This is a genomic window from Pseudomonas benzopyrenica, from assembly GCF_036884265.1.
GTDB classification, from domain to species: Bacteria; Pseudomonadota; Gammaproteobacteria; order Pseudomonadales; family Pseudomonadaceae; genus Chryseomonas; species Chryseomonas benzopyrenica.
Window position 1 is genome coordinate 2,048,837 of sequence record NZ_CP145723.1, and the last position, 25,489, is coordinate 2,074,325.

Consider the following 25,489-nt stretch of genomic DNA (forward strand, 5'->3'; position numbering starts at 1 on the left):
TTCACCTCTCTGCTTCAGCGGTGGTAATCAACGAGCAGGGTTGGCTACCGAATGACTGCGTTTCTTGCGCCGCCAGCCGTCCACCAGGCGGAAGGCCAGCAAGGCGGCGCCGATGGCTGCGTAGATCGACCACTCCTCGAGATCCGAGCGCACGATCCAGAGATAGTGCAAGAGCCCCAGGCCCAGCACCAGGTAGGCCAGCCGATGCAGTTCCTTCCAGCGCTTGCCCAGGCGGCGCATGGCGGGGCGGTTGGAAGTGACGGCCAGGGTCAACAGGATCAGCAGGGCCGCGGCGCCGACGATGATGTAGGGCCGGCGCTGCAATTCCACCCCCAGTTGCGACAGGTCGAAGCCCAGGACGAAAGCCAGGTAGCCCAGGAAGTGCAACAGGGCGTAGGTGAAGGTCCAGAGCCCGAGCTGACGGCGGATCACCGGCCAGAGCTTCCAGCGGGTGAGGCGCGACAGCGGGGTCAGGCTGAGGGTCAGCAACAGCAGCACCAGGGCGCCGGTGCCCAGCTTGTCCACCAGTGCCTTGCCCGGATCCGGACCGAGAGCGAAGATCCAGGCCTGGTACAGCCACCACAGCGGCGGGCAGAGCGCGGCGATGAACACCGCGACCCGCCAGAGCAGCAAGCCCATCAGTAGTTTCTCCGCAGATCCATGCCGCTGTAGAGCGAAGCCACTTCCTCGCCATAGCCGTTGAACATCAGGGTCGGCCGCACGTTGGGGCTGAACAGGCCACTGGGCAGACGCCGTTCGCGGGCCTGGCTCCAGCGCGGGTGGTCCACTTCCGGATTGACGTTGGCATAGAAGCCGTACTCGTTGGGTGCCATACCCTGCCAGGTGGTGCGCGGCTGTTCTTCCACCAGGCTGATCCGCACGATCGACTTGATGCCCTTGAAGCCGTATTTCCAGGGCACGATCAAGCGTAGCGGCGCGCCGTTCTGGTTGGGCAGCACCCGGCCGTACATGCCTACCGTCATCAGCGTCAGCGGATGCATGGCCTCGTCCAGGCGCAGGCCTTCGACATAGGGCCAGTCCAGCAGGGCGAAGCTGGAGTTCATGCCGGGCATGTGCTGTGGATCCTTGAGCGTCTCGAACCTCACGTAGCGGGCCTTGCCGTTGGGCTCGACGCGCTTGAGCAGGCTGGCCAGCGGAAAGCCCAGCCAGGGAATGACCATGGACCAGGCCTCGACGCATCTCATGCGATAGATGCGCTCTTCCAGGGTGTCGGGGCCGAAGAGGTCTTCCAGGCCGTAGGTACCGGGTTTGCCCACCTCGCCATCGACCACCACGCTCCAGGGTTGAGTCGGCAGCTGGCCGGCATGGGCCGCGGGATCGCTCTTGTCCGGCCCGAATTCGTAGAAGTTGTTGTAGTGGGTGGCGTCCTTGAAGGGCGTGATGTCTTCGCCCTTGACCGTGGCCGCCTGCCAGCGGGTATCCGGCAGCTTGCGCTCGAACCAGTCCGGGCCCTTGGCGGCTTCGACGTCGCCGTAGCTGGACGCGGCGGCCAGGGCCCAGCCGGGCAGGGCGGCGCCGGCGAGCAGGGCGCCGCTGGCACCGAGCAGCTGGCGTCGGGACAGGTAGACGGCTTCGGGAGTGATCTCCGACCCACGACAGGCAGAGCGCGGAACGATCTTGATCGGCATGACGGACCTCGATGGGGGCGCTCGACAGGGAGCGGCTGGCTAACAGCGTGAGACATCCCGGTCGTGAAAAGCTTCCCACGCCAACGATAGCCCGCCGTCCTGGTCCGGCGGAAGGCCGTTGCGCTCGGACGGGCGGGACGTTCAGGCTGTCGCCAGGCGCCTTCGAGACCCCGTGCCATACTGCGGCGACCTCTCGCCCCTCAGGAGTGCCCGATGAAGAAGCTGATCAATAGCCCCACCGCGGTGGTTCGCGAACTGCTCGAAGGTCTCGTCAGCCTGGATCCCGGCCTGGCCCTGCTGGCCGAGGAACAGGTCATCCTGCGCCAGCCCCTGGCCGCCGCCGAACGCCCGGTGGCGGTGATTTCCGGCGGTGGCAGCGGCCACGAGCCGGCCCATGCCGGCTACGTCGGGGACGGAATGCTGACCGCCGCGGTGGCCGGTGACGTCTTTACCTCGCCCAGCGTGGATGCCGTGCTGGCCGCGATCCGGGCGGCCGCCGGGCCCGCCGGGGCGCTGCTGGTGGTCAAGAACTATACCGGCGATCGTCTCAACTTCGGCCTGGCCGCGGAACTGGCGCGCAGCGAAGGCATTCCGGTCGAGACGGTGCTGGTGGCCGACGACGCCGCCCTGCGCCATACCGTGGCGCCGGAGCGGCGCCGCGGCATCGCCGGCACCGTGCTGATCCACAAGCTTGCCGGCGCGGCGGCCGCGGCCGGACGGTCGCTGGCGGAGGTGGCCAGCCTGGCCCGCGCTGCGAGTGCCGAACTGCGCAGCATGGGTGTCGCCCTGGGCGCCTGCACGGTACCGGCGGTGGGGCACCCAGGCTTCCAGCTGGCGGAGGACGAGGTGGAGTGGGGCCTCGGCATCCATGGCGAGCAGGGCGTCGAGCGCGGCCCCTGGCTGGGCGCCGACGCCACCGTGGCGCGGCTGCTGGATACCCTCATCGAAGACGGCGGCTACGCCAGGGGGACGCGCCTGGCGCTGCTGGTCAATGGCCTGGGCGCGACGCCGCCGCTGGAACTCGCGCTGGTGGCGCGGGCGGCGCTGAGCCAGTTGCGCCAGCGGGGCCTGGTGGTGGAACGCACCTGGACCGGTACCTTCCTCAGCGCCCTGGACATGCCCGGCTGTTCGCTGTCGCTGCTACCGGTGGATGAGGCGCGCCTGGCGCTGCTCGATGCGCCGACCCTGGCCCGCGCCTGGCCGGGCACCGGCCAGGTACCGGCTGCACCCACCCTGTTGCCCGCACCTGTAGCGGTAGCCGAAACAACCCCACGCACCCCTGGTCCCCTGGCCGAGCGTCTGCAGGAGGCGGCAGATGCGATCATCGCCAGCCTGCTGGCCAACGAAGCTCGCCTCACCGATCTGGACAGCCGCGCCGGGGATGGCGATCTCGGCACCAGCCTGACCCGTGGCGCCGAAGCGCTGCGCGCCTTGCCAGCCAGCGCCTGGTACGCCCCGGCCAGTGCCCTGGCAGCCATGGGGCAGGCTCTGCGCCGCGCCATCGGCGGGAGCTCCGGACCCTTCTACGCCTGCGCCCTGGTCCGCGCCGCCCAGGTGCTGGACGGGGTGGAGCGACCCACGCTGGCTCAATGGGCCGAAGCGTTCGATGGCGGCGTCCAGGCCCTTGCCGAACTCGGCGGCGCCCAACCGGGCCAGCGCACCATGCTCGATGCCTTGCGACCGGCAGCGGATGCCCTGTCGGACGGTGCCCGGGCTGGTGCCAGCCCGGCGCAGGCCTTTGCCACGGCCCTCGCTGCCGCTCGCGAGGGCGCCGCGGCTACCGCCGAGATGCTGCCGGCCCAGGGTCGCGCCAGTTACCTGGGCGAACGGGCCCGCGGCATTCCCGATGGCGGCGCCGTGGCGGTGGTCTGCTGGCTGGAAGCCCTGGAACCCGTGATCGCCCGCTAGGGCGAGTCAGCGCCATGGCCGGTCCCGCGGCGACCGGGCCAGCCATGGCGGCAGACCAGCGACAGCAGGGCGCCAACGAAGGCCAGGGCCATGTCCTTTTGCGCGTCCCAGGGGTCGCCCTGGGCGCCGACGAAGGCTTCCGCGGCGTCGCCCGCCAGCAGATCGGCGCCCAGCCATTCCATCAATTCGTAACCGGCCGAGGAGGCCAGGATGAATTCCAGGGCCACATAGGCGCTCCGCCAGCCGCGCAGCCCGGTCAGGCCCTGGACCACTTCCCGAATTGGCCGGGCCAACAGCAGGCCATAGGCGAGGTGGACCAGCCGGTCGTAGTGGTTGCGCTGCAGATCCAGGACCTCGGTCAGCCGGTAACCGGTCAGGGCCTGCCAGGCGTCGTCGTAGGGCACCCGGGAATAGGTGTAGTGGGCGCCGATCTGGTGCAGCACCAGAAAGCCGAAGAGTTGCAGGCTGGCGCTGGCCGACAGCCGAAGCCGTCGCTGGACCAGGGCCACGCCCAGCACGGCGATGATCACCAGTAGCTGCTCGATCGTCCAGGTGAAACGGTCCAAGGGGGACCAGCCGAGCGCCAGGGTAAGGACGGCCAGGGTCAGCAGAAGAAGGAGTTGCAGACGGGAACGACGGGTGGGGTTCAAACGCGAGAGCCTTGTCCGGAATGCGGAGCGTCGCGACGACGGCCCCTGCTGCGTGGACCTCCGCTCGACCGCCAGCGTTCGAATGCGGCGACCCGATATCGTCGCGGCGTCGCTGCAAAAACAGCAAGCGCAGCGGAGGCACCGGCGCCGCTTGCCCGCGGTCCCACGGGCAGGACCTTTCCCTCCCCTGGAGCTCTCGATGTCCATCCTGCCACCGCTCTCGGCTTTCGATTCGAGCCTGGCACTGTTGCGCGAAGGCTATGCCTTCATCAGCAATCGCTGCGATCGCCTGGATAGCGATGTCTTCGCCACCCGGCTGTTCCTGCAGCCCACCCTCTGTCTGCGTGGCCAGGCGGCGGTGGAGCTCTTCTATCGTGAGGAACGTTTCACCCGAGTGGATGCCGCGCCCCGGTCACTGCGCCAGACACTGTTCGGCGAAGGCGGCGTCCAGGGCCTGGATGGTGCGGCTCACCGCCAGCGCAAGGCGCTGTTCCTTGAGATTACCCGGCCGGCGCGGGTGGAGGCCTTGATCATTCGGGTGGAACGGGAATGGCGCGCCAGGCTGCCCAGCTGGCAGAGCCGCGGCGAGATTATCCTGCTGGACGAATTGCATCGCCTCTATACCCGCGCGGTCTGCGACTGGGCGGGCGTCACCCTGGCCCCGGAAGAGGAGGGGCAGCGCTGTACCGACCTGGTCGCGCTGCTCGAAGGCGCCGGCAGCCCAGGCCTGGCCAATCTTGGCGCTCGCCGGGCACGTCGGCGGCTGGAGCGCTGGCTTGGCGGGCAGGTCGAGCAGGCCCGCAAGCGGCCGGCACCGACTGGCAGCGCCCTGGCGCTGATCGCGCAGCACCGGGAGCCGGATGGTCGGCCGGTGTCGCCACGGGTGGCCGCGGTGGAGCTGCTCAATGTGCTGCGGCCAACGGTGGCCGTAGCACGCTTTTCCACCTTTGCCGCCCTGGCGCTGTACAAGCAACCGGCCTGGCGCGAACGGTTACGGGCCGATCCCGCCGCCCGGTTGCCTTTCGCCCAGGAGGTGCGACGCTTCTACGCCTTCTTTCCCTTCACCGTGGCGCGAGTACGGGAAACCTTCGAATGGCACGGCGTCGACTTCCGCCGTGGCACCCGCGTCGTGCTGGATCTCTATGGCACCAACCGCGATCCGCGCAGCTGGGAGCGTCCCGAGGTGTTCGAGCCCACGCGCTTTGTCGCCGAGGCGATCCCGGCCGCCGCCTTCGTACCCCAGGGCGGCGGCGATGTGGCCCATCAGCACCGCTGTCCTGGCGAAGGCATCGCCCTGGCGCTCATGACCTCCGCCCTGCGCCTGCTGCTGCAGGACATGACCTACCAGGTGCCAACCCAGGATCTGCGCATCGATCTGGCGCGGATGCCGATGCGCCCCGCCAGCGGCCTGATCCTGAGCGAGGTCCAGGCGGTGCAGCGCACCCGCAGTTCGGTGGCCTAGCTTGCTCCGGGGGTCGGAGCGCCTCGTCATGGCGCTCGCGCAGCAGCAGCGGCCGGTCAGGCAGGCCGCGGCGCCACCTGGGTACGCGCCGTGAGCAGACTCACCAGCACGAAGCTGACCAGACTCAGGCCGAGGCTGAAATAGATCGGCGTATTCGCCTCCAGGCCGTCCTTGAGCATGAAGACGATGGCCGCGATCGAGCCCAGCAGCATGCTCGCCAGCGCTCCGGCCGTGGTCGCGCGCGGCCAGAGGATGGCACCGAGCAACGGCACCAGGATGCCGCCCACCAGCAGGTTGTAGGCCAGGGTCAGGGCGCCGATGACGTCATTCACCAGCAAGGCGACGGCGAGCACGGCCAGGCCGGCCAGCAGGGTGAAACCACGTGCCATGCCCAGGGTCGAGGCCTTGCCGCCACGCAGCCGGGGCAGGAGGTCCTCGGTCAGGGTAGTGGAGGCCGCCAACAGTCCGGCACTGGCGGTGGACATCATGGCGGCCAGCGCGGCGGCGATCACCAGGCCGCGGATGCCGTCCGGCAGGGTACTGCGGACGATGGCGGCGAAGGCGTTGTTGGCATCACCCAGGTCCGGCAGCAGCACCCGGGCGCACATGCCGATCAGCGCACCTACCAGACCATAGAGTACGCAATAGACGCCGGCCAGGCTGCCCGCCACTCGCGCCACGCCTTCGCTGCGCGCGGTGAAGACCCGCTGCCAGATGTCCTGGCCGATGAGGATGCCGAAGAAGTAGATCAGGAAGTAGGTGAAGATGGTGTCATAGCCAATGCTGGTCAGGGCGAAGGCGCTGGCCGGCAGCTTGGCCACCAGGGCGTCCCAGCCACCGACCCGGGTCAGGCAGATGGGCAGCAGCACGAACATCAGGCCCGCGGTCTTGATGACGAACTGGACGATATCGGTCAGCGTCAGCGACCACATGCCGCCGATGCTGGAATAGATCACCACCACGCTGCCGCCGAGCAGAATGGCGCTCCAGAACGGCAACTCGAACAGCACCTGGATCACCGTGCCCATGGCCAGCACCGAGACCACGCTGAGCATCAGCGCATAGACGAACATGATGGCGGCGCTGGCCTGGCGCGCCAGAGGCGTGTAGCGTCGTTCCAGCACCTGGGTCACGGTATAGATGCGCAGCTTCAGCAGTGGCTTGGCGAGAAACAGGTTGAGCACCAGGATGCCGCCGCCCAGCATGGCGCACAGCCAGAAGCCGGACAGGCCATGGACGTAGCCCAGCCGCACCGTGCCCACGGTGGCGGCGCCCCCCAGCACGGTGGCGGCCATGGTGCCCAGGTAGCAGGCCGGACCGAGGTTGCGGCCGGCGACGAGGAATTCCTCCTGATTGCGGGCACGGCGCATGCCGTACCAGCCGAGCAACAACATGGCCAGGGCATAGGCCAGGACGACGGAAATATCCAGGATCATTGACGGGATCTCTTGTAGGGCTGAGCAAGGCCGGGCGCGCCGGCCCCATGACAGGGTTCGGGATCAGGCGGCGCGGATGCCTGGAGGTGTTGCGCGGGCACGTCGGCGTCTGGGGCGCCGTGCACCGGCCGGGCCATAGACGGCAACCGGTTCCGGGAACAGCAGGAGCAAAATCAGGTAGAGCAGGGTGGCGCTGCCCAGGGCCAGGGGCAGGCTCAGGTCGATGCCGCCGGCCAGCGCGCCCAGGGGGCCCACGACCTGGCCGGGCAGGTTGACGAAGGCCAGCCCGAGCAGGGCGCTGGGAATCCAGGCGCCCATGCCGCGCCAGTTCCAGCCGTGGTGGAACCAGTAGCGGCCACCGCGCTGGCCACGGGTGAACACCTGGAGGTCGTCCGGGCAGTAGAAACCGCGGCGTACCAGCAGGCCCAAGATCATGATCACCATCCAGGGGCTGGTGCAGGTCACGATAAGCACCGCGAAGGTGGAGACGCTCTGCACCAGGTTGAAGCTGAAGCGCCCGATGAAGATGAAGGCGATGGCCGCCAGGCCGATCAGCAGGGTTGCCCGTACCCGGGTCAACAACCGTGGCAGCACGCTGGAGAGATCCAGGCCGGTGCCATAGAGCGCCGTGGTGCCGGTGGACAGGCCACCGATGACCGCCAGCAGGCACACCGGCAGGAAGTACCAGGTGGGGCTTATGGCCAGCAGGCCACCCACATAGTTGTTCTGCGCGATATAGGCGGGGGCCTGCACCGCCACCAGGGAGGCGGTGGCCAGGCCGAACAGGAAGGGAATCAGGGTGGCGGTCTGAGCCGCGATCACCGCCAGCAGGATGCGTCGGCGGGGCGTCTGCCGGGGAATGTAGCGCGACCAATCGCCGAGAAAGGCGCCAAAGGACACCGGATTGCTCATGGCCACCAGCGCCGCGCCGATGAAGGCGGCCCAGAAGCCCGGTTGGCCCAGTTGCAGGGTGCCTTCGTAAGTGGCGTCGAAGCTGCCGGCGAAGGCCGGGATGCCGAGCAGGAACAGCAGGCTGGCACTGATCACGGCGATCTTGTTGACCCATAGCATGAAGCGAAAGCCATAGAGGCAGACCGTCAGCACCAGCACGGCGAATAGTCCGTAGGCCAGGCCCAGGGTCAGGGCGTTCTCCGGCAATCCGATCAGGCGCTGGGCCCCGCCTATCAGGGCGTCGCCGGAACTCCACACCGACAGCGAGAAGAAGGCGATGGCGGTGAGCAGGGAGAGAAAGGAGCCGACGATACGCCCATGCACGCCGAAGTGAGCGCCCGAGGAGACGGCGTTGTTGGTGCCGTTGAGCGCGCCGAACAGACCCATGGGCGCCAGGATCAGCGCGCCGCACAGGACCCCGGTCACGATGGCCAGTACGCCGGCCGGGAACGACAAGCCGAACAGGATCGGAAAGCTACCCAGGACAGCGGTGGCGAAGGTGTTGGCGCCGCCGAAGATCAGGCGGAAGAGATCGAAGGGGGTGGCATGGCGTTCGTTGTCGGGAATCTGCTCGACCCCGAAGGTTTCGATACGGGTGATGCCGTCATGATGGTCCATGGATGACGCCTCGACACGGTTATACACAGGGCAGGGCCCGCGTTCTTGTTGTCGGCGGGCCAGGAGCCCGCCGGTGTTCGGCAGCGAAAGACAGCGGGTGGGCGACCGTCATGGCGGGTCACCGCACCTAAGGGGTTAGCGGTAGGTCACCCCCGGCAGCACGCAGAGCATCTCGTAGAGCAGGTTCGCGCCGAGCAGGGCGGTGTTGCCGGTGGTGTCGTAGGGCGGCGACACCTCCACCAGGTCACAGCCCACCAGATCGAGGCCGCGGCAGCCGCGGATGATTTCCAGCGCCTGGATGGTGGTCAGGCCGCCGATCTCCGGGGTACCGGTGCCTGGCGCCCAGGCCGGGTCGATGCTGTCGATGTCGTAGGACAGGTATACCGGCCCGCCGCCCACCCGCTCGCGCACCTCGGCCATCAGTGGGGTCAGGGACTGATGCCAGCACTCCTCGGCCTGCACCACCCGGAAGCCCTGTTCGCGGCACCAGTCGAAGTCGTCGGCGGCATAGCCCTGGGCCCGCAGGCCGATCTGCACCACCCGGTCGCAGTCCAGCAGGCCTTCTTCCACGGCGCGGCGGAAGGTGGTGCCATGGGCGATCTTCTCGCCGAACATGTGCTCGTTGACGTCGGCATGGGCATCCACGTGCACCAGGCCGATCTTGCCGTATTTCTTCTTCATGGCCCGCAGGATGGGCAGCGTCAGGGTGTGGTCGCCGCCCAGGGTGAGGGGGGTGACATCGTGCTCCAGCACCCGGTCGTAGTGCTCTTCGATCAGCCGCACCGTGTCCAGCAGGTTGAAGGTATTGATGGCGACGTCGCCCAGATCGGCGACGCTCAGGGAGTCGAAGGGCGCCGCGCCGGTGGCCATGTTGTAGGGACGGATCATCACCGATTCGCTGCGCAACTGCCGCGGCCCGAAGCGGGTGCCGGAGCGCAACGAGGTACCGATGTCCAGGGGGATGCCGATGAAGGCGGCGTCGAGGCCGGCCGGGGAAGCGAGGTGGGGCAGCCGCAGCATGCTGGCAATACCGCCGAAGCGGGGCATCTCATTGCCGCCCAGCGGCTGGTGCAGGATCTTTTCCACGGGTCATCCTCGTTGTGCTGATGACCCGATTGTGCAAAGTCACTGACAGGCGAAGAATCGGCGCGGGCAAAAAATCACTTCAGAGATTTCTGAACTAATGGCTAGACTGCCGGGCCGCGTCCACCGGGAGTCCGCCATGGCCAATGCCCTCCACGACATCCGCCTGCTCAAGCTGTTCGCCTGCGTGGTACGCCACCAGGGCTTCGCCGCGGCGCAGCAGGAACTGAACCTGTCCACCTCGGCCATCAGCACCTACATGAGCCAGCTGGAAGGTCAGCTCGGGGTCACCCTCTGTCATCGCGGCCGTGGCGGCTTCGCCCTGACCAGCAAGGGCGAACTCTTCCACCAGGAGACGCTGCGCATCCTGGGCGAGATCGAAGGCTTCGAACGCTATGCCACCACCCTCAAGGGCGAACTGAGCGGCACCCTCAACCTGGGCGTACTGGATTCACTGTCCAGCGAGCCGGCGCTGCCGCTGGCTCAGGTGATCGGCAGCTATACCCACGACTATCCCGGCGTTCACCTGCATCTGGCGGTGACCAGTCCCTACGAGTTGCAGCTGGGCGTGCTGGAGGGACGGCTGGATATCGCCGTGGGCGCCTTTTCCGCGCGCATGAACGGTGTGGTCTACCAGCCGCTCTATCGCGAGCAGCACTGGCTCTATTGCAGCGATCGGCATCCACTGTTCCAGGAGCGGCGTATCCCTGCCGAGGTGATCACCCGCCAGCGCATGGTGCGGCGCGGCTACTGGAGTCAGGCCGAGCTGGCACGCCATGGCTTCAAAGAAAGCGCCGCCACCGTGGAAAGCATGGAGGCCCAGCTGATTCTCATCCTCTCCGGCGCCTATATCGGCTATCTGCCGGAGCACTACGTCCATGCCTGGGTCGACCAGGGGCGCCTCAAGGCGCTGCAACCGGCGACCTTTGGCTATCAGGCGCCGTTCTCCCTCATCACCCGCCGAGGGCGGGGTCGCGAGCCACTTATCCAAAGTTTTCAACGCATCCTTAAAGCCCAGATGCAACATGCCGATAGCGACTAGGACGATAACCAAGGGGTTACCGTTTTCACCTGTGCGGGCAATTAGCCACCATTTAAATGGTTGATGTCCCACGGAGTAGATAACCCGCTAGATAAGGCACCCGCATGCGCACGAATTTGCCGGTCACCCAACAGGGCCGTACCTTCAAGGAAGAAGAACGACTCATCTCCACCACCGACCTGCAGGGGAACATCACCTACTGCAACGAAGCGTTCATCGCCATCAGTGGCTATACGCGGGAGGAGCTGATCGGCAGTCCGCACAATCTGGTGCGTCATCCCGACATGCCGCCGCCCGTATTCGGCCACATGTGGGCGACCCTCAAGGAGGGCAAGCCGTGGATGGGCATCGTCAAGAATCGCTGCAAGAACGGCGACTTCTACTGGGTCAGTGCCTACGTCACGCCGATCTTGGAACAGGGGCGGGTGATCGGCTACGAATCCGTGCGTTCCCTGCCCAGTGCCAACGAGGTGCGCCGCGCCGGCGAGCTCTATGCACGGATCAATACCGGCAAGGCTCCCGTGCCTCGGATCCGTCGCCTGACCAGCGCCATCTCCGCCTGCTGGTCGACCGTGGCGGCCGCCAGCGTCATCCTGGGCGGTCACTTCATCTTGGACGACACCGCTCAGGCAGCCCTTATCGTCGCCGCCCTGCTGGGTGTCAGTGCCCACCAGCTGTATCGCCAGCGCGCCAGTATCGAGCGCATCCTCGCCGATCATCCCAAGATGTTCTCCAGTGATGTGGTCGCGCCGACCTACAGCGACCAGATCGGCGCCCCGGCGCGTCTGGACCTCGCGTTGCACAGCGAAGCCGCGCGCCTGCAGACCGCTTTGACGCGTCTGGCCGACGTTGGCGACAGCGTGCGCCAGAAGGCCCGCGAGTCTTCGCAGCTGTCCCAGTCCGGGGCGGAGCTGTTGGAACAGCAGCGCCATGAGACCGATCAATCCGCCGCCGCCATCACCCAGATGACCTCCACCATCCACGAGGTCTCGCAAAACGTCCAGGAAACCGCCCAGGCCGCCGCCAACGCGGAGAACATGGTGCATTCCGGACGCGACAAGGCTGAAGAGAGCCTGACCTCCATGCGTGAACTCGGCGCGGCGGTCAGCGACATCGGCCAGGCGGTGGGCGAATTGGCCAGCTCCACCCAGAGCATCGGCAGCGTCGCCGATGTCATCACCGCCATCGCCGAACAGACCAACCTGCTGGCGCTCAACGCCGCCATCGAGGCCGCCCGCGCCGGTGAAGCCGGTCGCGGATTCGCGGTGGTAGCCGACGAGGTCCGCTCGTTGGCCTCCCGTACCCGCGAGTCCACCGAGCAGATCCACCAGATCATCGCCAATCTGCAGGCTAATGCCGACCGCGCCGTAGCCACCGCCAGTCGCGGCGAGGAGACCTCGCGCCAGAGCGAACGCCATTCGGCAGCGGTACGCGAATCTCTGGAAGGCATCAGCGAATCGGTCAGCCTCATCACCGCCATGAGCCAGCAGATGGCTACCGCGGTGGAGGAGCAGAGCCACGTGTCCGAAGACATCAATCGGCAGATCAGCCGCATCGCCGATCTCTCGGACCACAGTTCCGCCCAGGCCCGCCGCGGCTCGGAACTGAGTCGCGAGCTGGAAGGCATGGCCGACTACCTGCACGATCTCACCGCCCGCTTCAATCGCTGAGTCGCGGGGAGGGCGGCGGCGATCCGGTATGATCGCCGCCTCGATTCGCTCTGGAAGCCCTGATGTCCCGTCCCGCTTGCGCGCGCTGCCAGCGTCCCCTGTCGCTCTGCCTGTGCGCGCTGATCCCTGCGCTGGCCAGTCGCACGCGGGTGCTGTTGCTGCAGCATCCCAGCGAGCGGCGCCATCCCCTCAACACCGCACGTCTGGTCGCCCTCGGGCTCAGCAATGCGCAACTGGAGATCGGCGAGACCTTTGCCGACCTGCCGCTCTGGCTCGCCGATCATGATGCCTGGCTGTTGTTTCCAGGCCCCGAAGCGCTCACGGTGAACCTCGTGCCACCCCCGGCTAAGATCGAGTCGAAACGGCTGCTGGTGATTCCCGACGGCACCTGGCGCAAGGCACGGCTGCTGCTGCACGCTAATCCGCTATTGGCCGCGTTGCCCAGGCTCACCCTGCCGCCTGGCGCCCCTTCGCGCTACCGGGTGCGCAAGGCCCCGGCGCCGGATGCGCTATCGACCGTGGAGGCCGTGGTGGCGGCGCTGAATGCGCTGGAGGCGCCGCGCCGCTTCGATGCGCTGCTCGCGCCTTTCGAGGCGCTGATCGACGGCCAGATCGCCGCCATGGGGCCGGAAACCTTTGCACGCAATCATGGCGGACCGGAGCAGCGTGACTAGGGGAATTACCCGGGTGTCGGACCACTCTACCTAGAGAGCCAGCAGAGGAATCACGCCATGTCCCGCTTCCCGATCCATTCGCACGACGAATTCGCCAGCCTTGCCGCCTTTGGTCTGCCCCGCGCGGGTGGCGAACCCGATCAGCCCGATCCGGCGCCCATCCAGCCCAGCGAGCCGGGCGAGCCCACCGTCCCCGATCAGGCGCCGCCAACCCCCATGGCCAGCGCCGCCTGACGCCACGGCGTCACCCATGAAAAAGGGCGATCATCACTGATCGCCCTTTTTCATGCCTATCGGCTAGCGCCGGGTCTTCTGCTTGAGCAGGTAGACCGTTACCGCCGCACAGCTGGTGAAGGCCGCCACCCGTGCCCAGACATAGGGCACCAGCCAGCAGGAAAACCCCACGCTGATCCACATGGCGACGATGGCGTAGACCTTGCCCTTGAGCGGGATGCCGTCGCCTTCCAGGTAGGGTTTGACCCAGGGTCCCAGCCACCTGTGGTTGATCAGCCACAGGTAGAAGCGCTCCGAACTGCGCATGAAACAGGCCGCGGCCAGCAGCAGGAAGGGCGTGGTGGGCAGCAGCGGCAGAAAGGCGCCGATGATGCCCAGCGCCACGCTGAGCCAGCCGAGGCCCAGCAGCAGGTAGCGGACCCAGCCCTTGCGCTGGCGGGGTCTGGGAGTGGCTTCGTCCATCGCTCAGTGACGCGGCTTGAGCAGCGCCGGCTTTTCTTCGGGGGAGTGGCAGAGCAGGAACAGCTGGGTCAGCAATTCCGGGATCTGCACCATCATGTCGGCGACCAGGCGGCGATCCTGGGCGATCTCGGCGAATTCCGGCTGCTCATCGAACAGGCCCGAACCAACCATGATCGGCAGCAGCAGCTCGCTGACCTCGTCTTCGGCGTCTTCGAACCACACGGCTTCGCGCAGGAACACGCCTTCCATGAAGCCGATGCACCAACCGCGCAGCTCGGATTCGTCCGGCTCGGGGCCGAGCTCCAGGTCGCAGGGCAGATCAAGCTCTTCGTCACTGCCCAGCACGCGCAGGATGTGCGCCTTGAGCTGCACCAGGGCGCGCTCGATCTCTTCCTGCTGGGCGGCATCGCGATACTGCGGCGGTTCGGCGAAGAGGGCATCGATCCACTCGCGTTCGGGAACCTCTTCCGGGCAAATGGACAGGGCGGTCAGGTAGCCATGGGCGGCTACGTAGTCGAGCGCTTCTTCGTGCAGATCGTCTGCATCGAGAAAATCGCGCAGACGGGTCAATTGTTCGGCGAAGGACATCGGCTACTTACCTCGGAAAGGATTCGAAAGGGCAGAACGGCCGGAATTGTAGACGAGCGCCCGGGTCACGTCGAACCTGACGGCCCGGGGCTGGCCGACGGAAAAGCACCGCCGCAGCGACCTCGGCATCCGTATAATGGCCTTTCCATTCGAGGAGGCTTCATGTCAGAACCTGCGCTGCGCATCCTTAAAGACGTCTTTGGCTACGACGCGTTCCGTGGCAACCAGGCCCGGATCATCGAGCGTGTGGCCAGCGGTGGCGATGCGCTGGTGCTGATGCCCACGGGCGGCGGCAAGTCCCTGTGCTACCAGGTGCCGGCCCTCCTGCGGCCCGGCGTGGCTGTGGTGGTCTCGCCGCTGATCGCGTTGATGGACGACCAGGTCGCCACCCTGCTGGAACTGGGCGTGTCAGCGACCGCGCTCAACTCCACCATGACCGGCGAACAGCAGAGATCCGTCGCCGCGCAGCTGGAGCGCGGTGAGATCAAGCTGCTCTATCTGGCGCCCGAGCGCCTCGTGCAGCCGCGCATGCTGGATTTCCTCAAGCGCCTGCCCATCGCCCTGTTCGCCATCGACGAAGCCCACTGCGTATCCCAATGGGGCCATGACTTCCGCCCGGAATACATGCAGCTCGGGCAATTGGCCGAACATTTTCCCGGCGTGCCGCGCCTGGCGCTCACTGCCACCGCGGATTCTCGCACCCGCGAGGAGATGGCCAGCCGTCTGCACCTGGAAGAGGCCGAGCGCTTTCTCTCCAGCTTCGATCGTCCCAACATCTTCTACCGCATCGTGCCCAAGGAAGCGCCGCGCAAGCAATTGCTGGCCTTTCTCGCCGAGCGTCGCGGCGATGCTGGCATCGTCTACTGCATGTCGCGCAAGAAGGTGGAGGAGGTGGCCGAGCAGCTCAGCAATCAGGGCTTCCCCGCCTTGCCCTATCACGCTGGCCTGCCCAACGACGTCCGCGCCGCCAACCAGAAGCGTTTCCTCAACGAGGAAGGGTTGATCATGGTGGCCACCATCGCCTTCGGCATGGGCATCGACAAGCCCAACGTGCGCTTCGTCGCCCACCTCGACCTGCCCAAGAGCCTGGAGGCGTACTACCAGGAAACCGGTCGCGCCGGGCGGGATGGCCTGCCCGCCGACGCCTGGATGGCCTACGGCCTGCAGGACGTACTGCTGTTGCGGCAGATGATGCAGAACTCCGAAGGCGACGAGCGCCACAAGCGCATCGAGCGGCATAAGCTCGAAGCCATGCTGGCCCTGTGCGAAGAAACCCGCTGCCGGCGCCAGGTGTTGCTGGCCTATTTCGACGAGCACCTGCCGCAGCCCTGTGGCCATTGCGACAACTGCATCGACACCGTCGAGACCTGGGATGCCACCGAGCCGGCGCGCCAGGCGCTGTCGGCCATCTACCGCAGCGGTCAGCGCTACGGGGTAGGGCACCTGGTCGACATCCTGCTCGGTCGCGAGACCGAGAAGATCGTCAGTCTCGGCCATCAGCGCCTGGCGGTGTTCGGCCTGGGCAAGGCGCGCGGCGAAGACGAGTGGCGCACCCTGTTCCGCCAGTTGGTCGCCCGTGGCCTGGCCGAGGTGGACGTCGACGGCTATGGCGGCCTGCGCCTGACCGAAAGCTGCCGCCCCCTGCTGCGAGGCGAAGTCCGCATCGAATTGCGTCGTGATCCCAAGCCTCAGCGCGGGCGTGGCGCGAGCAGCGGCTCTTCGGCCAGCGCCGCCAGCCAGCTGGTACGTGCCGACGAACGCGAGCAGTGGGAAGTGTTGCGCACCCTGAGACGCAAGCTGGCCGAAGAGCACTCGGTACCGCCCTATGTGATCTTTCCCGACGCCACCCTGCTGGAGATGCTGCGCAGCCAGCCGCGCTCGCTGGACGAGATGAGTCGCGTCAGCGGTGTGGGTGCCCGCAAGCTGGAGCGCTATGGCCAGGCCTTTCTCGACGCTCTCAATGACGGTGGCGCGGCGCCGGCTCCGGTCGCCGACGTGCGTCACGAGGTGCTGACGCTGGTACGCGCCGGCATGACCCCGGAGCAGGCCGCGCGCCAACTGAATTGCTCTGAAAAGAATGTCTATGCACTATTGGCCGAAGCCATTGCCCAACAGCAGATCGCTCTGGAGCAGGCCCTGGACCTGCCGGAGGAGCTGCTGGCGGAAATCCAGGATGCCTTCCTCGAAGACGAAGGCGAATTGCCGCCGGTAGCCCAGATCGCCCCGCGTTTCGAAGGGCGGGTGACCAGTGGCGCGCTGTACTGTGTGCGGGCTGCCCTGCAGGCCGAGTTGGCCGACTAGCTGAGGACGGCGGTTGCTCCGCAGGGCCTACACCCAGAATAATGAGAAAATCCAAGTACAAGGTTTAGCCTGAATGACTACCGATCCACACCTGTTCGGCCGCCAGATCTTTCATGTCTCCCGTGCCTGGCGCGCCGAGCTCGACCGTCGCCTGAGTCACCTGGGGTTGTCTCAGGCGCGCTGGCAGGTGTTGCTGAACCTGGCGCGGATGAAGGGGGTCCAGCCCACCCAGCGTGAACTGGCCCAGAGCATCAGCATCGAGGGGCCGACCCTGGCCCGCTTGCTGGACGGCCTGGAAAAGCAGGGGCTGGTCAAGCGCCTGGCGGTCACCGAGGACCGTCGTGCCAAGCGCATCATGCTGACCCAGGAAGCCGGTCCGCTGATCGAGAAGATCGAGACCATCGCCGAGGCCCTGCGCAAGGAGCTGCTCAGTGGTCTCGACGATGAAGAGATCGCCATCTGCCAGCAGGTGCATCAGCGCGTCCTCGCCAATCTCGAGCGCGGCTGACCGCCGTCTGGCGGCTCGCTCCGTCCGGGTACCTCCACCCAGCACAGGTACTGAATCTGGCCGGAGCGTCTGGCATCGCCGCTAGCGCTCCATCCCATCCGCAGCCGTCCTTTTCGCGCTGCTGGTCATCGGTTTGCCGTCTGTCGGTATCGATGCTACGTTCCAGCGTGGCGGAGGCGATTTTTGTGAGCCACCGCGCTAAAACACCGGTTTCTTCGAATACCTGACGCAGCGGTATCCATGGTCGCGAAACGCCGTCCCCTTGCCTTTGTCATCCTGTCGGCCGCTGCGCTGACCACTCTTCCTCAAGCGGCGCTCGCGCTCGGCCTTGGGGGCATCACCCTGCAGTCAGCTCTCAACGAACCCCTGCGTGCACGGATCGAGCTGGTCAACCTCGGCGATGCCGATGCCGGGGACTTCCGCATCCACCTGGCGGCGAACGAGGCGTTCGCCCAAGCCGGTGTGGATCGCACTCAGTTCCTCGACGATCTGAAGTTCACTCCGCACCTGCGCACGGCGGCGGGCAGCTATGTCGAAGTGACCTCCCGCCGCTCACTGGTCGAGCCCTATCTGGGCTTCATCGTTCAGCTCGAGCAGCCGGGTGGCAAGCAGCTGCGCGAATTCACCCTGCTGGTGGATCCACCGCGCAGTGGTGGCACGCCCACCAGCGTCGCCAGTACCGCCCCGGCGCGCGTCCAGGCGGCGTCCGCTCGCGCCGCTGCCCCGGCCGCCGAGCCGGTGGTCCGCCAAACCGTATCTGCACCGCGCCAGGGGCTGGCGCCCTCGCCAGACCTAGCCGCTGGGGAGGGCGTTTACCAGACGCGTCCCAGGGATACCCTCTGGAGCATCGCCAAGCGCCTGGGGCCAATGGCCAATCGATCGGCCGAGCAGCTCATGGCCGATCTGTTCGCCCTCAATCCGGCGTCCTTCGCCAACAATGATCCCGGACGACTCAAGGCCGGTCAGCGCCTGCGCCTGCCCGTGGGTGTCAGCGAACCTGCGCCGCGGCAGCCGGCAGTCGCCAGGACCACGCCGCCCGCACCCAGCCCGGTACCCGCCGCACCAGTCGCCACGGCGCCCGCCCTGGCACCGGCACCTGCACCTGCTGCGCCAGCACCGGCCGCAGCACCCGTCGCTGCGCCGGCACCGGCACCGGAATCAGTGGCGCCTCCAGTAGCGGCGCCGCAGCCGGCCGGAAGCTCTGCCGAAGACACCAAGCCCCTGCTGGTGACGCAGGACCTCGGGCGTCAGGTTGGCGACCTGGAAGGTCAGCTGACCCAGCTGCAGGAGCGTTACGACGCATTGCTGGCACAGAAAGAGGTGATGATCGAGCAGCTCCAGCAGGACCGTGAAGGTCTGCAGCAACAATTGAAGCAGGCGCGTTCGGTGGCCCTGGCCACGCCGACGCCCGTACCCGCGACGCCGGCACCGGAAAGCCCTGCCGCTCAGGCGGCGCCCGTCGCCTCCAGTCCTACCGCGGGCAGCACCGACGAAGGTCTGTTGTCACTGCGCTCGCTGTTGTTAGCGGGTGGCGCGGCCCTGCTGGCCCTCGCCGGTGTGCTCTGGTGGCGCCGGCGGCAGGCGGAAGACGTCGTCTTCGACGACGCGGGTGACGTCGAAAGTGTCGAAATGGTCGAGCCCTTGCCTGAGCCTGTGCTGGCCGCTACTCAGCCGGTGATCGCCAAGTCGAAGGCCAAGCCCACAGCCGTCGCTGCCAGCCCGGCGCCGGTCGACGATCATGCCGGTCGTGCGGAGATCTACATCGCCTATGGCCGCTACGGCCAGGCGCGGGAAGTGCTGGAAAGCGGCCTGGCCGAAGATGATCGGCGCCAGGATCTGCGGCTGCTGCTGCTCCGGGTGCTGGCCACCCTGGGCGAGGCTCCGGCATTCAGGGAGCACGAACAGCGTTTTCTGGCGCTGGGAGGCGTGGCGGCGAGTCTGGCGGTCCTGCATGCCCAGTTTCCCGGGATGTCCGCCGATCCGGTGGAGCCCCTGCTAGAGGACGATCTGGACCTCGACCTGCCAGCCTTCGATGCGCCGGCCAGCGAATGGTCGGCGGAATTGCAGTTCGCCGAGCCGGCGGTACCCGCGCCGGTGACCGAGGAGCACTATGATCTGGATCTGGCGGATCTGAGTCTGGATGAAGCCATTGCCCTGACCGAAGAGCTGGACGCCGATTCCGGCTGGAAGCAGGCCGACGCCCTGGAAGTCACCCTGGAGGACGATTTCCCCGAGGGACTCGGTGAGCTGCCTGCGGTCATGGAACTGGACCTGAGTCTCGATGAGCACTTCATGGCCGATACCATCGCCCGGCGGTTTGCCGAGGCCGAGGCCTGTCTCGACCAGGGTGACGTCCAGCACGCCACCTCGCTGTTGCAGGAAATCGTCAGCGAAGGCAGTGACAGCCAGCGCGAACGGGCCGAGATCCTGCTCTCCCGGATCGCCTGATCAGAAGCTGTTGCCCAGGTTGATGTAGAAGGCGTGCTGGCCCTGGTCGCTCAGACCATAGGTGAACTTGAGCGGTCCCAGGGGCGTGTCCAGTCCGAGGAACAGGCTGGCCGCGCTGATGTTGCCGCTGTCGTAGTCGTCATCCCGATTCCAGATCCGTCCCCTTTCCAGGCTGCCGCCCAGATAGACCGGGGTGTCCAGCGGAAACAGCGATCTCTGGGTGAGCTGGTGGTAGTAGATCAGCCGCGCCAGACCGTAGTTCTGGCCGGACAGGGCGTCCTGCCGATAGCCGGAAAGTTGCCAGGCGCCACCCAGCAGGAAGCTGCTGGTCACCACATTGGTGTCGCTGTCGGTCGACAGCGTCCGCCCTAGACCGCCACCCAGCACCAAGGTGTTGTAGCCGTAGCTGAGCGCCTTGTTCAGGTGCAGATCCAGTTGGCGGTAGCGCGAATCCGAGCCCAGGCTTGGATCGAATTGCTTGAGTGTCAGTGCCAGGTCCTGGCCCTCACGCGGGAAGTTCACGTCGTCCAGATCGTCCAGGGAATAGCGCAATTCGTAGAAGCTTTCGGTGAAGGATTCCTCCGGCGTATCGCGCGGTCCGACATGCACCTTGGTACTGCCCCAGTCGTGGCCGATACCCAGCCGTACCTCGGCCTTGTTGCCGATCTGCCGACCCAGGTTCAGACCGAAGCCATAGCGTTCGCGCCGATATTCGGCGACGGGGTCGTTGCGTTCCAGCTGTTCGATGTTGCGGGCCTCGCCGCCGACGTAGGGCGCGATGAAGTAGCGGGAACCGACGTCCAGCGGCTGGTAGAACTCGCTGTAGAGCTCCTGATGATCGCCGATCTGCACCCGCGTCAGCCATTCGCCGCCCAGGCGATTGAGGCCGTTGACGCGATAGCTGGCACCGAAGTTGAAGGTGCTGTCACCCCGCAGGTCGTCCGACAGATTCAGGCCCAGTCGCAGGAAGTCGGTGCCGCTGCGCTTGCCGCGGGCATAGATCACCAGCACGTTGTCGCCGGGGCCGTCTCGGCGGATGCGGTATTCCACCTGATCGAAATAGTCCAGGCCGTAGAGGGTGCTCATGTCGTCCTGCAGGCGCTCGACATTAAGCGGCTCGCCCAGTCGCTGACGGATATAGTGCCGGATGACCTCGTCCTCGACCTTGGAGTCGTTCTCGATGCGGATCGCGTCGATGACCGGGGTGCGGCTGCTGGGTGTGCGCGCGGCCGCGACCGCCGTGGAGCGTTCGCCGTGCGCGTCCTTGCGCAGCACCGCCAGTTCGCCCGCCATGGCCATGGTCGCCCGATAGCCTGCATCGATCAGTGCCTCGACCTCGCTGAAGTCGGCGCTGGTATAGCTGGCCAGCGGCGGCTGGATCAGCAGGTCCTGCTTGCCCAGCGTCGCCAGCTGCGCCTGGGAATTGTTGCGGGTCATCAGGGTGGTGGATTGATTGAGCACGTCGAGTACCGTGGTCAGGTCCTTGCGCTTGAGCAGGGGAGTGCCGATGTCCACGACGACCACTCGTTGCGCACCCATGTCACGGGCGACATCGATGGGAATGTTGTCGACCATGCCGCCATCCACCAGCAGGCGGCCGTCGATCTCCACCGGAGCGAATACCGCCGGAATCGACATGCTGGCGCGAATGGCCCGGGGCAGGTGGCCATGGTCGAAGACCACCTTCTCGCCGCTGGTGATATCCGTGGCCACGGCGCGAAAGGGGATAGCCAGCTGATTGAAATCCCGGGTGTCACTGGTATGCACGAACAGCTTTTCCAGCATCATCCCCAGGTTCTGCCCCTGGATCACGCCGATGGGCAGGCCCAGGGTGCCGTCGTCACGAAAGCTGAGCTTCTGCTTGATCAGGAAATCCCGGTCGTCCTGCTTGCGGCGAAAGGGCACGTCCTTGCGCGGTGGCTGGTCGGAGAGCACCTGGCCCCAGTCCATTTCCAGGGCGATGCGTTCCAGCTCCTCGGCGCTGTAGCCGGCGGCATAGAGTCCGCCGATCACCGCACCCATGCTGGTGCCAGCGATGGCATCCACCTGAATGCCCTGTTCTTCCAGGGCTTTGAGCACGCCGATATGCGCCAGTCCCCGCGCGGCACCGCCGGATAGCACCAGTCCGACCTTGGTCGGCGGCGCGCTCCAGGCCAGAGTGGACAGCAGAAGGCAGGCAACCAGCAGCAACGGGCGCATAGGATGGACCACATGGCGGACAGGATCGGGGGCTGCGTATTATAGGGAGCCCAGGCCTTGCGAGGTGTATCGTGGCGGACGCCAAACCCTTCATCACCATCCACTACTGTACCCAGTGCCAATGGTTGTTGCGCTCGGGCTGGCTGGCTCAGGAACTGCTCAGCACCTTCGGTACCGATCTGGGTGGGGTTACGCTGCTACCGGGAACCGGTGGCGTCTTTGAGATCGCCTGTGGCGGGGAGGTGCTCTGGGAGCGCAAGAGAGACGGCGGCTTTCCCGACGCCAGAACGCTGAAGAACCGGGTCAGGGACCTGATGTTTCCGGAACGCGATCTGGGTCACGGCGAAGGACAGCGGCGCGACGGGGGAGATGGCGCCCCCGAAGGGGCGTGAGATCAGGCTTCCGTACTGACCGTGTCCCGTACATCGAGAGCGTTGGTGGCCGGCGCAGCGGCAGGTGCGCTCACTTCGGCCGCGCGTATCTCGACGGCGTGCAGGCCCTTGGGGCCCTGAACGATATTGAAGTTGACCGCCTGGCCCGCCTTCAGTGTGCGGTAACCGTCCATCTGAATGGCCGAGTAATGAGCGAATAGGTCTTCATCACTGTTATCTGCAACGATGAAGCCATATCCTTTGGCGTTGTTGAACCATTTGACCTTGCCACTGAGCATACCGGCTCCCTCTGCAAAGGACTCCAAGCCTGGAGTATCATTCGACTACAGTTCCAGTGAATCCACACAGACGCCACTACAACGGAACCCTTGGTACCTCGTCGGTACAGGATGTTTGTAACACCCTTTCAGCCTTAGTCAAGGCGAGGCACTAGGCGGCTGAGACGTGGATCAAGCTCTTTTTTTCCTGCTATTCATCCCGTAATTCGGAATCGATCAGAATGCGTGTAATCGACCCCATCCGACTGGCGGCGGACGACAACCAACATCAGGACGGCGACAACGGTGGCCTGGCGGTGCAGGAGGCAAAACCTGCGCTAAAACGGCCAGCCAGATATCGCGTTCTGATGTATAACGATGACTACACCCCCATGGAGTTCGTCGTAGAGGTGCTGGAGAGCTATTTCAGCATGAACCGCGAGGCCGCTACCCAAGTGATGCTTACCGTACATACCCAGGGAAAGGCGGTCTGCGGAACATTTACTCGCGATGTCGCTGAAACCAAGGCCATGCAAGTCAATCAATATGCGAGGGAGTGCAACCACCCGCTGTTGTGTGAAATCGAAATCGAAAGTTAGATCTGTGCTGCTTGGGCTACTGTGCTGCTTGGGCTATGAGGTGAAGCTATGTTGAATCGTGAGCTCGAAGTCACCCTGAATCTCGCCTTCAAGGAGGCGAGGACGAAGCGTCATGAATTCATGACCGTTGAGCACCTCCTGCTGGCGCTGTTGGATAACGAAGCGGCCGCCACCGTGTTGAGAGCCTGCGGCGCCAACATCGATCGCCTGCGCCGCGATCTGTTGGAATTCATAGATTCCACCACGCCCCTGATCCCACAGCAGGATGACGAGCGCGAGACCCAGCCGACGCTGGGCTTCCAACGCGTTCTGCAACGCGCAGTTTTCCATGTGCAGAGTTCGGGCAAGCGCGAAGTGACCGGCGCCAATGTGCTGGTGGCGATCTTCAGTGAGCAGGAAAGCCAGGCGGTGTTTCTGCTCAAGCAGCAAAGCGTGGCCCGGATCGACGTCGTCAACTTCATCGCCCACGGTATTTCTAAGGTCCCCGGCGCTGCGCCCGAAGCCGAGCAGGACCAGGATGCGGGCGAGGAGGAGGGTGCTGAGCCCAGCTCCTCCAACAATCCGCTCGAAGCCTATGCCAGCAATCTCAACGAGCAGGCCCGTCAGGGTCGTATCGATCCGCTGGTCGGTCGCGAGCAGGAAGTCGAGCGCGTCGCTCAGATCCTGGCCCGTCGTCGCAAGAACAATCCCTTGCTGGTGGGTGAGGCAGGCGTCGGCAAGACCGCCATAGCCGAAGGCCTGGCCAAGCGCATCGTCGATGGCCAGGTGCCTGACCTGCTGGCCGACAGCGTGGTCTATTCCCTGGATCTTGGCGCCCTGCTGGCGGGTACCAAGTACCGCGGCGATTTCGAAAAGAGATTTAAGGCATTGCTGGCGGAACTGAAGAAGCGCCCCCATGCGGTGCTCTTCATCGACGAGATCCACACCATCATCGGTGCCGGGGCTGCCTCGGGTGGGGTGATGGACGCCTCCAACCTGCTCAAGCCGCTGCTGTCCTCCGGTGAGATCCGCTGCATCGGCTCGACCACCTTCCAGGAATTCCGCGGCATCTTCGAGAAGGACCGGGCACTGGCGCGGCGCTTCCAGAAGGTCGATGTCGTCGAGCCGTCGGTGGATGACACCTACGGCATCCTCCGTGGCCTCAAGGGGCGCTTCGAACAGCACCACCACATCGAGTACACCGACGAGGCGCTGCGCGCAGCAGCCGAGTTGGCCGCGCGCTACATCAACGACAGGCACATGCCCGACAAGGCCATCGATGTCATCGACGAAGCCGGTGCTTACCAGCGCCTGCAGCCCGAAGACCGGCGTGCCGAGCGCATCGATGTCCAGCAGGTCGAGGACATCGTCGCCAAGATCGCACGGATTCCCCCCAAGACCGTCAACAGCTCCGACAAGGAACTGCTGCGTAACCTGGAGCGCGATCTCAAGCTGACCGTCTTCGGTCAGGATCTGGCCATCGAATCCCTGTCCACCGCCATCAAGCTGTCTCGTGCCGGTCTGAAATCGCCGGACAAGCCGGTCGGCTCCTTCCTCTTCGCCGGGCCTACGGGTGTCGGCAAGACCGAGGTGGCGCGGCAGCTGGCCAAGGCCATGGGTGTGGAGCTGGTACGCTTCGACATGTCCGAGTACATGGAGCGGCATACCGTGTCCCGTCTCATCGGCGCGCCTCCCGGTTATGTCGGTTTCGATCAGGGCGGTCTGCTGACCGAGGCCATCACCAAGACCCCGCACTGCGTGCTCCTGCTCGACGAGATCGAGAAGGCTCACCCGGAAGTGTTCAACCTGCTGCTGCAGGTCATGGACCATGGCACCCTGACGGACAACAATGGCCGTAAAGCCGACTTCCGCAATGTGATCCTGATCCTGACCACCAACGCTGGTGCCGAAACCGCTTCACGCGCGTCCATTGGCTTCACGCTGCAGGATCACACCACCGATGCCATGGAAGTCATCAAGAAGAGCTTCACGCCGGAGTTCCGCAACCGTCTGGATACCATCATCCAATTTGGCCGCCTGAGCACCGAAGTCATAAAGAGCATCGTCGACAAGTTCCTCACCGAACTCCAGGCGCAACTCGAAGACAAGCGTGTACAGCTCGAAGTCAGCGATGCTGCCCGTGGCTGGCTGGCGGAACGGGGTTATGACGTGCAGATGGGCGCTCGTCCCATGGCGCGGCTCATCCAGGACAAGATCAAGCGGCCGCTGGCCGAGCAGATCCTGTTCGGGGAACTGGCTGACCATGGCGGCATCGTTCATATCGATGCGGTGGACGACGAGCTGGAATTCGAGTTCGAGACCACGGCCGAACCTGCCTGAGGGCAGGTCGCGATTTACAATCGCTCATGAAAAAGCCCG

Annotated in this window: 21 protein-coding genes and 2 pseudogenes; 13 read left to right on the forward strand and 10 right to left on the reverse strand. The window is 65.7% G+C overall.

Translation table 11 applies throughout. From position 1 onward, the window contains the following. Positions 1-27: 27 nt before the first annotated feature. Positions 28-639 carry a protein-methionine-sulfoxide reductase heme-binding subunit MsrQ gene (msrQ, locus tag V6W80_RS09560; protein WP_068383979.1) on the reverse strand — a complete coding sequence of 204 codons (612 nt, stop codon included), beginning with the start codon at positions 637-639 and terminating at the stop codon, positions 28-30. Further along, on the reverse strand, positions 639-1,649 hold the full coding sequence (gene msrP / locus V6W80_RS09565) for a protein-methionine-sulfoxide reductase catalytic subunit MsrP (protein ID WP_338546777.1): 1,011 nt from the start codon (positions 1,647-1,649) through the stop codon (positions 639-641). The genes msrQ and msrP overlap by 1 nt, the downstream gene beginning before the upstream one ends. Positions 1,650-1,862: 213 nt before the next feature. Here msrP and V6W80_RS09570 point away from each other — a divergent pair, with 213 nt between their 5' ends. Further along, complete coding sequence (locus V6W80_RS09570; protein WP_338546778.1) at positions 1,863-3,557, forward strand: dihydroxyacetone kinase family protein; 1,695 nt, start codon at positions 1,863-1,865, stop codon at positions 3,555-3,557. On the opposite strand, the gene V6W80_RS09575 is transcribed toward V6W80_RS09570, so the two are convergent. Then, positions 3,554-4,207, reverse strand: a complete 654-nt coding sequence (locus V6W80_RS09575; protein WP_017641744.1) for a DUF2238 domain-containing protein — start codon at positions 4,205-4,207, stop codon at positions 3,554-3,556. The genes V6W80_RS09570 and V6W80_RS09575 overlap by 4 nt on opposite strands. 199 nt (positions 4,208-4,406) lie before the next feature. On the opposite strand from V6W80_RS09575, the gene V6W80_RS09580 reads away from it, so the two are divergent. Continuing rightward, positions 4,407-5,669: a cytochrome P450 gene (locus V6W80_RS09580; protein ID WP_338546781.1), complete on the forward strand. Its 1,263-nt coding sequence runs from the start codon at positions 4,407-4,409 to the stop codon at positions 5,667-5,669. A 56-nt stretch (positions 5,670-5,725) separates the two neighbouring features. On the opposite strand, the gene V6W80_RS09585 is transcribed toward V6W80_RS09580, so the two are convergent. The 3 genes from V6W80_RS09585 to speB form a co-directional block, all read right to left on the reverse strand. Continuing rightward, the gene (locus V6W80_RS09585; RefSeq protein ID WP_338546782.1) at positions 5,726-7,105 is read right to left on the reverse strand and encodes a sodium:solute symporter; all 1,380 of its coding nucleotides are present in this window, start codon (positions 7,103-7,105) and stop codon (positions 5,726-5,728) included. 63 nt (positions 7,106-7,168) lie between these two features. After that, positions 7,169-8,674 (reverse strand): purine-cytosine permease family protein, encoded by a 1,506-nt coding sequence (locus tag V6W80_RS09590; protein ID WP_338546784.1) that lies wholly within the window; start codon positions 8,672-8,674, stop codon positions 7,169-7,171. A 135-nt stretch (positions 8,675-8,809) separates the two neighbouring features. Further along, positions 8,810-9,760: an agmatinase gene (speB, locus tag V6W80_RS09595; protein ID WP_173148142.1), complete on the reverse strand. Its 951-nt coding sequence runs from the start codon at positions 9,758-9,760 to the stop codon at positions 8,810-8,812. A 136-nt stretch (positions 9,761-9,896) separates the two neighbouring features. On the opposite strand from speB, the gene V6W80_RS09600 reads away from it, so the two are divergent. From V6W80_RS09600 to V6W80_RS09615, 5 genes and pseudogenes are all read left to right on the forward strand, one after another. Beyond that, positions 9,897-10,799: a LysR family transcriptional regulator gene (locus tag V6W80_RS09600; RefSeq protein WP_338546786.1), complete on the forward strand. Its 903-nt coding sequence runs from the start codon at positions 9,897-9,899 to the stop codon at positions 10,797-10,799. Between the two features lie 104 nt (positions 10,800-10,903). Further along, positions 10,904-11,185: pseudogene (locus V6W80_RS24055) on the forward strand (PAS domain-containing protein); the annotation flags it as partial. Positions 11,186-11,467: 282 nt separating this feature from the next. After that, positions 11,468-12,469, forward strand: a pseudogene (locus V6W80_RS24060) (methyl-accepting chemotaxis protein); the annotation flags it as partial. Between the two features lie 62 nt (positions 12,470-12,531). Next, a complete protein-coding gene (locus tag V6W80_RS09610; RefSeq protein ID WP_068383997.1) occupies positions 12,532-13,143 on the forward strand; it encodes a tRNA-uridine aminocarboxypropyltransferase in 612 nt (203 codons plus the stop codon). Between the two features lie 57 nt (positions 13,144-13,200). Then, positions 13,201-13,377, forward strand: a complete 177-nt coding sequence (locus V6W80_RS09615; protein WP_017641752.1) for a hypothetical protein — start codon at positions 13,201-13,203, stop codon at positions 13,375-13,377. 63 nt (positions 13,378-13,440) lie between these two features. On the opposite strand, the gene V6W80_RS09620 is transcribed toward V6W80_RS09615, so the two are convergent. Both V6W80_RS09620 and V6W80_RS09625 read right to left on the reverse strand, forming a co-directional pair. Continuing rightward, a complete protein-coding gene (locus V6W80_RS09620) occupies positions 13,441-13,839 on the reverse strand; it encodes a YbaN family protein (protein ID WP_068383999.1) in 399 nt (132 codons plus the stop codon). A 3-nt stretch (positions 13,840-13,842) separates the two neighbouring features. Beyond that, positions 13,843-14,427, reverse strand: coding sequence for a YecA family protein (locus V6W80_RS09625; RefSeq protein WP_338546792.1), 585 nt, complete (start codon positions 14,425-14,427; stop codon positions 13,843-13,845). Between the two features lie 162 nt (positions 14,428-14,589). Between V6W80_RS09625 and recQ the strand changes: the two genes are divergently transcribed. The 3 genes from recQ (at position 14,590) to V6W80_RS09640 (ending at position 19,684) form a co-directional block, all read left to right on the forward strand. Further along, positions 14,590-16,728: a DNA helicase RecQ gene (recQ, locus tag V6W80_RS09630; RefSeq protein ID WP_338546793.1), complete on the forward strand. Its 2,139-nt coding sequence runs from the start codon at positions 14,590-14,592 to the stop codon at positions 16,726-16,728. A gap of 73 nt (positions 16,729-16,801) precedes the next feature. Continuing rightward, complete coding sequence (locus V6W80_RS09635; protein WP_017641756.1) at positions 16,802-17,236, forward strand: MarR family transcriptional regulator; 435 nt, start codon at positions 16,802-16,804, stop codon at positions 17,234-17,236. 240 nt (positions 17,237-17,476) lie between these two features. Next, positions 17,477-19,684: a FimV/HubP family polar landmark protein gene (locus V6W80_RS09640; protein ID WP_338546794.1), complete on the forward strand. Its 2,208-nt coding sequence runs from the start codon at positions 17,477-17,479 to the stop codon at positions 19,682-19,684. Here V6W80_RS09640 and V6W80_RS09645 read toward each other — a convergent pair whose 3' ends face one another. Then, positions 19,685-21,883, reverse strand: a complete 2,199-nt coding sequence (locus tag V6W80_RS09645) for a patatin-like phospholipase family protein (RefSeq protein WP_338546795.1) — start codon at positions 21,881-21,883, stop codon at positions 19,685-19,687. It lies immediately after the preceding gene. Positions 21,884-21,954: 71 nt separating this feature from the next. Between V6W80_RS09645 and V6W80_RS09650 the strand changes: the two genes are divergently transcribed. Further along, positions 21,955-22,275, forward strand: a complete 321-nt coding sequence (locus V6W80_RS09650) for a SelT/SelW/SelH family protein (RefSeq protein ID WP_017641759.1) — start codon at positions 21,955-21,957, stop codon at positions 22,273-22,275. Positions 22,276-22,277: 2 nt separating this feature from the next. Here the strand turns inward: V6W80_RS09650 and cspD are convergent, their stop codons facing one another. Further along, entirely contained in the window at positions 22,278-22,553 is a 276-nt protein-coding gene (gene cspD / locus V6W80_RS09655; protein WP_093248999.1) for a cold shock domain-containing protein CspD, read from the reverse strand. A gap of 221 nt (positions 22,554-22,774) precedes the next feature. On the opposite strand from cspD, the gene clpS reads away from it, so the two are divergent. Together clpS and clpA are read left to right on the forward strand one after the other, a co-directional pair. Next, a complete protein-coding gene (gene clpS, locus V6W80_RS09660; protein WP_017641761.1) occupies positions 22,775-23,131 on the forward strand; it encodes an ATP-dependent Clp protease adapter ClpS in 357 nt (118 codons plus the stop codon). Between the two features lie 48 nt (positions 23,132-23,179). After that, complete coding sequence (clpA, locus tag V6W80_RS09665) at positions 23,180-25,450, forward strand: ATP-dependent Clp protease ATP-binding subunit ClpA (RefSeq protein ID WP_093248996.1); 2,271 nt, start codon at positions 23,180-23,182, stop codon at positions 25,448-25,450. The last annotated feature ends 39 nt before the right edge of the window (positions 25,451-25,489 follow it).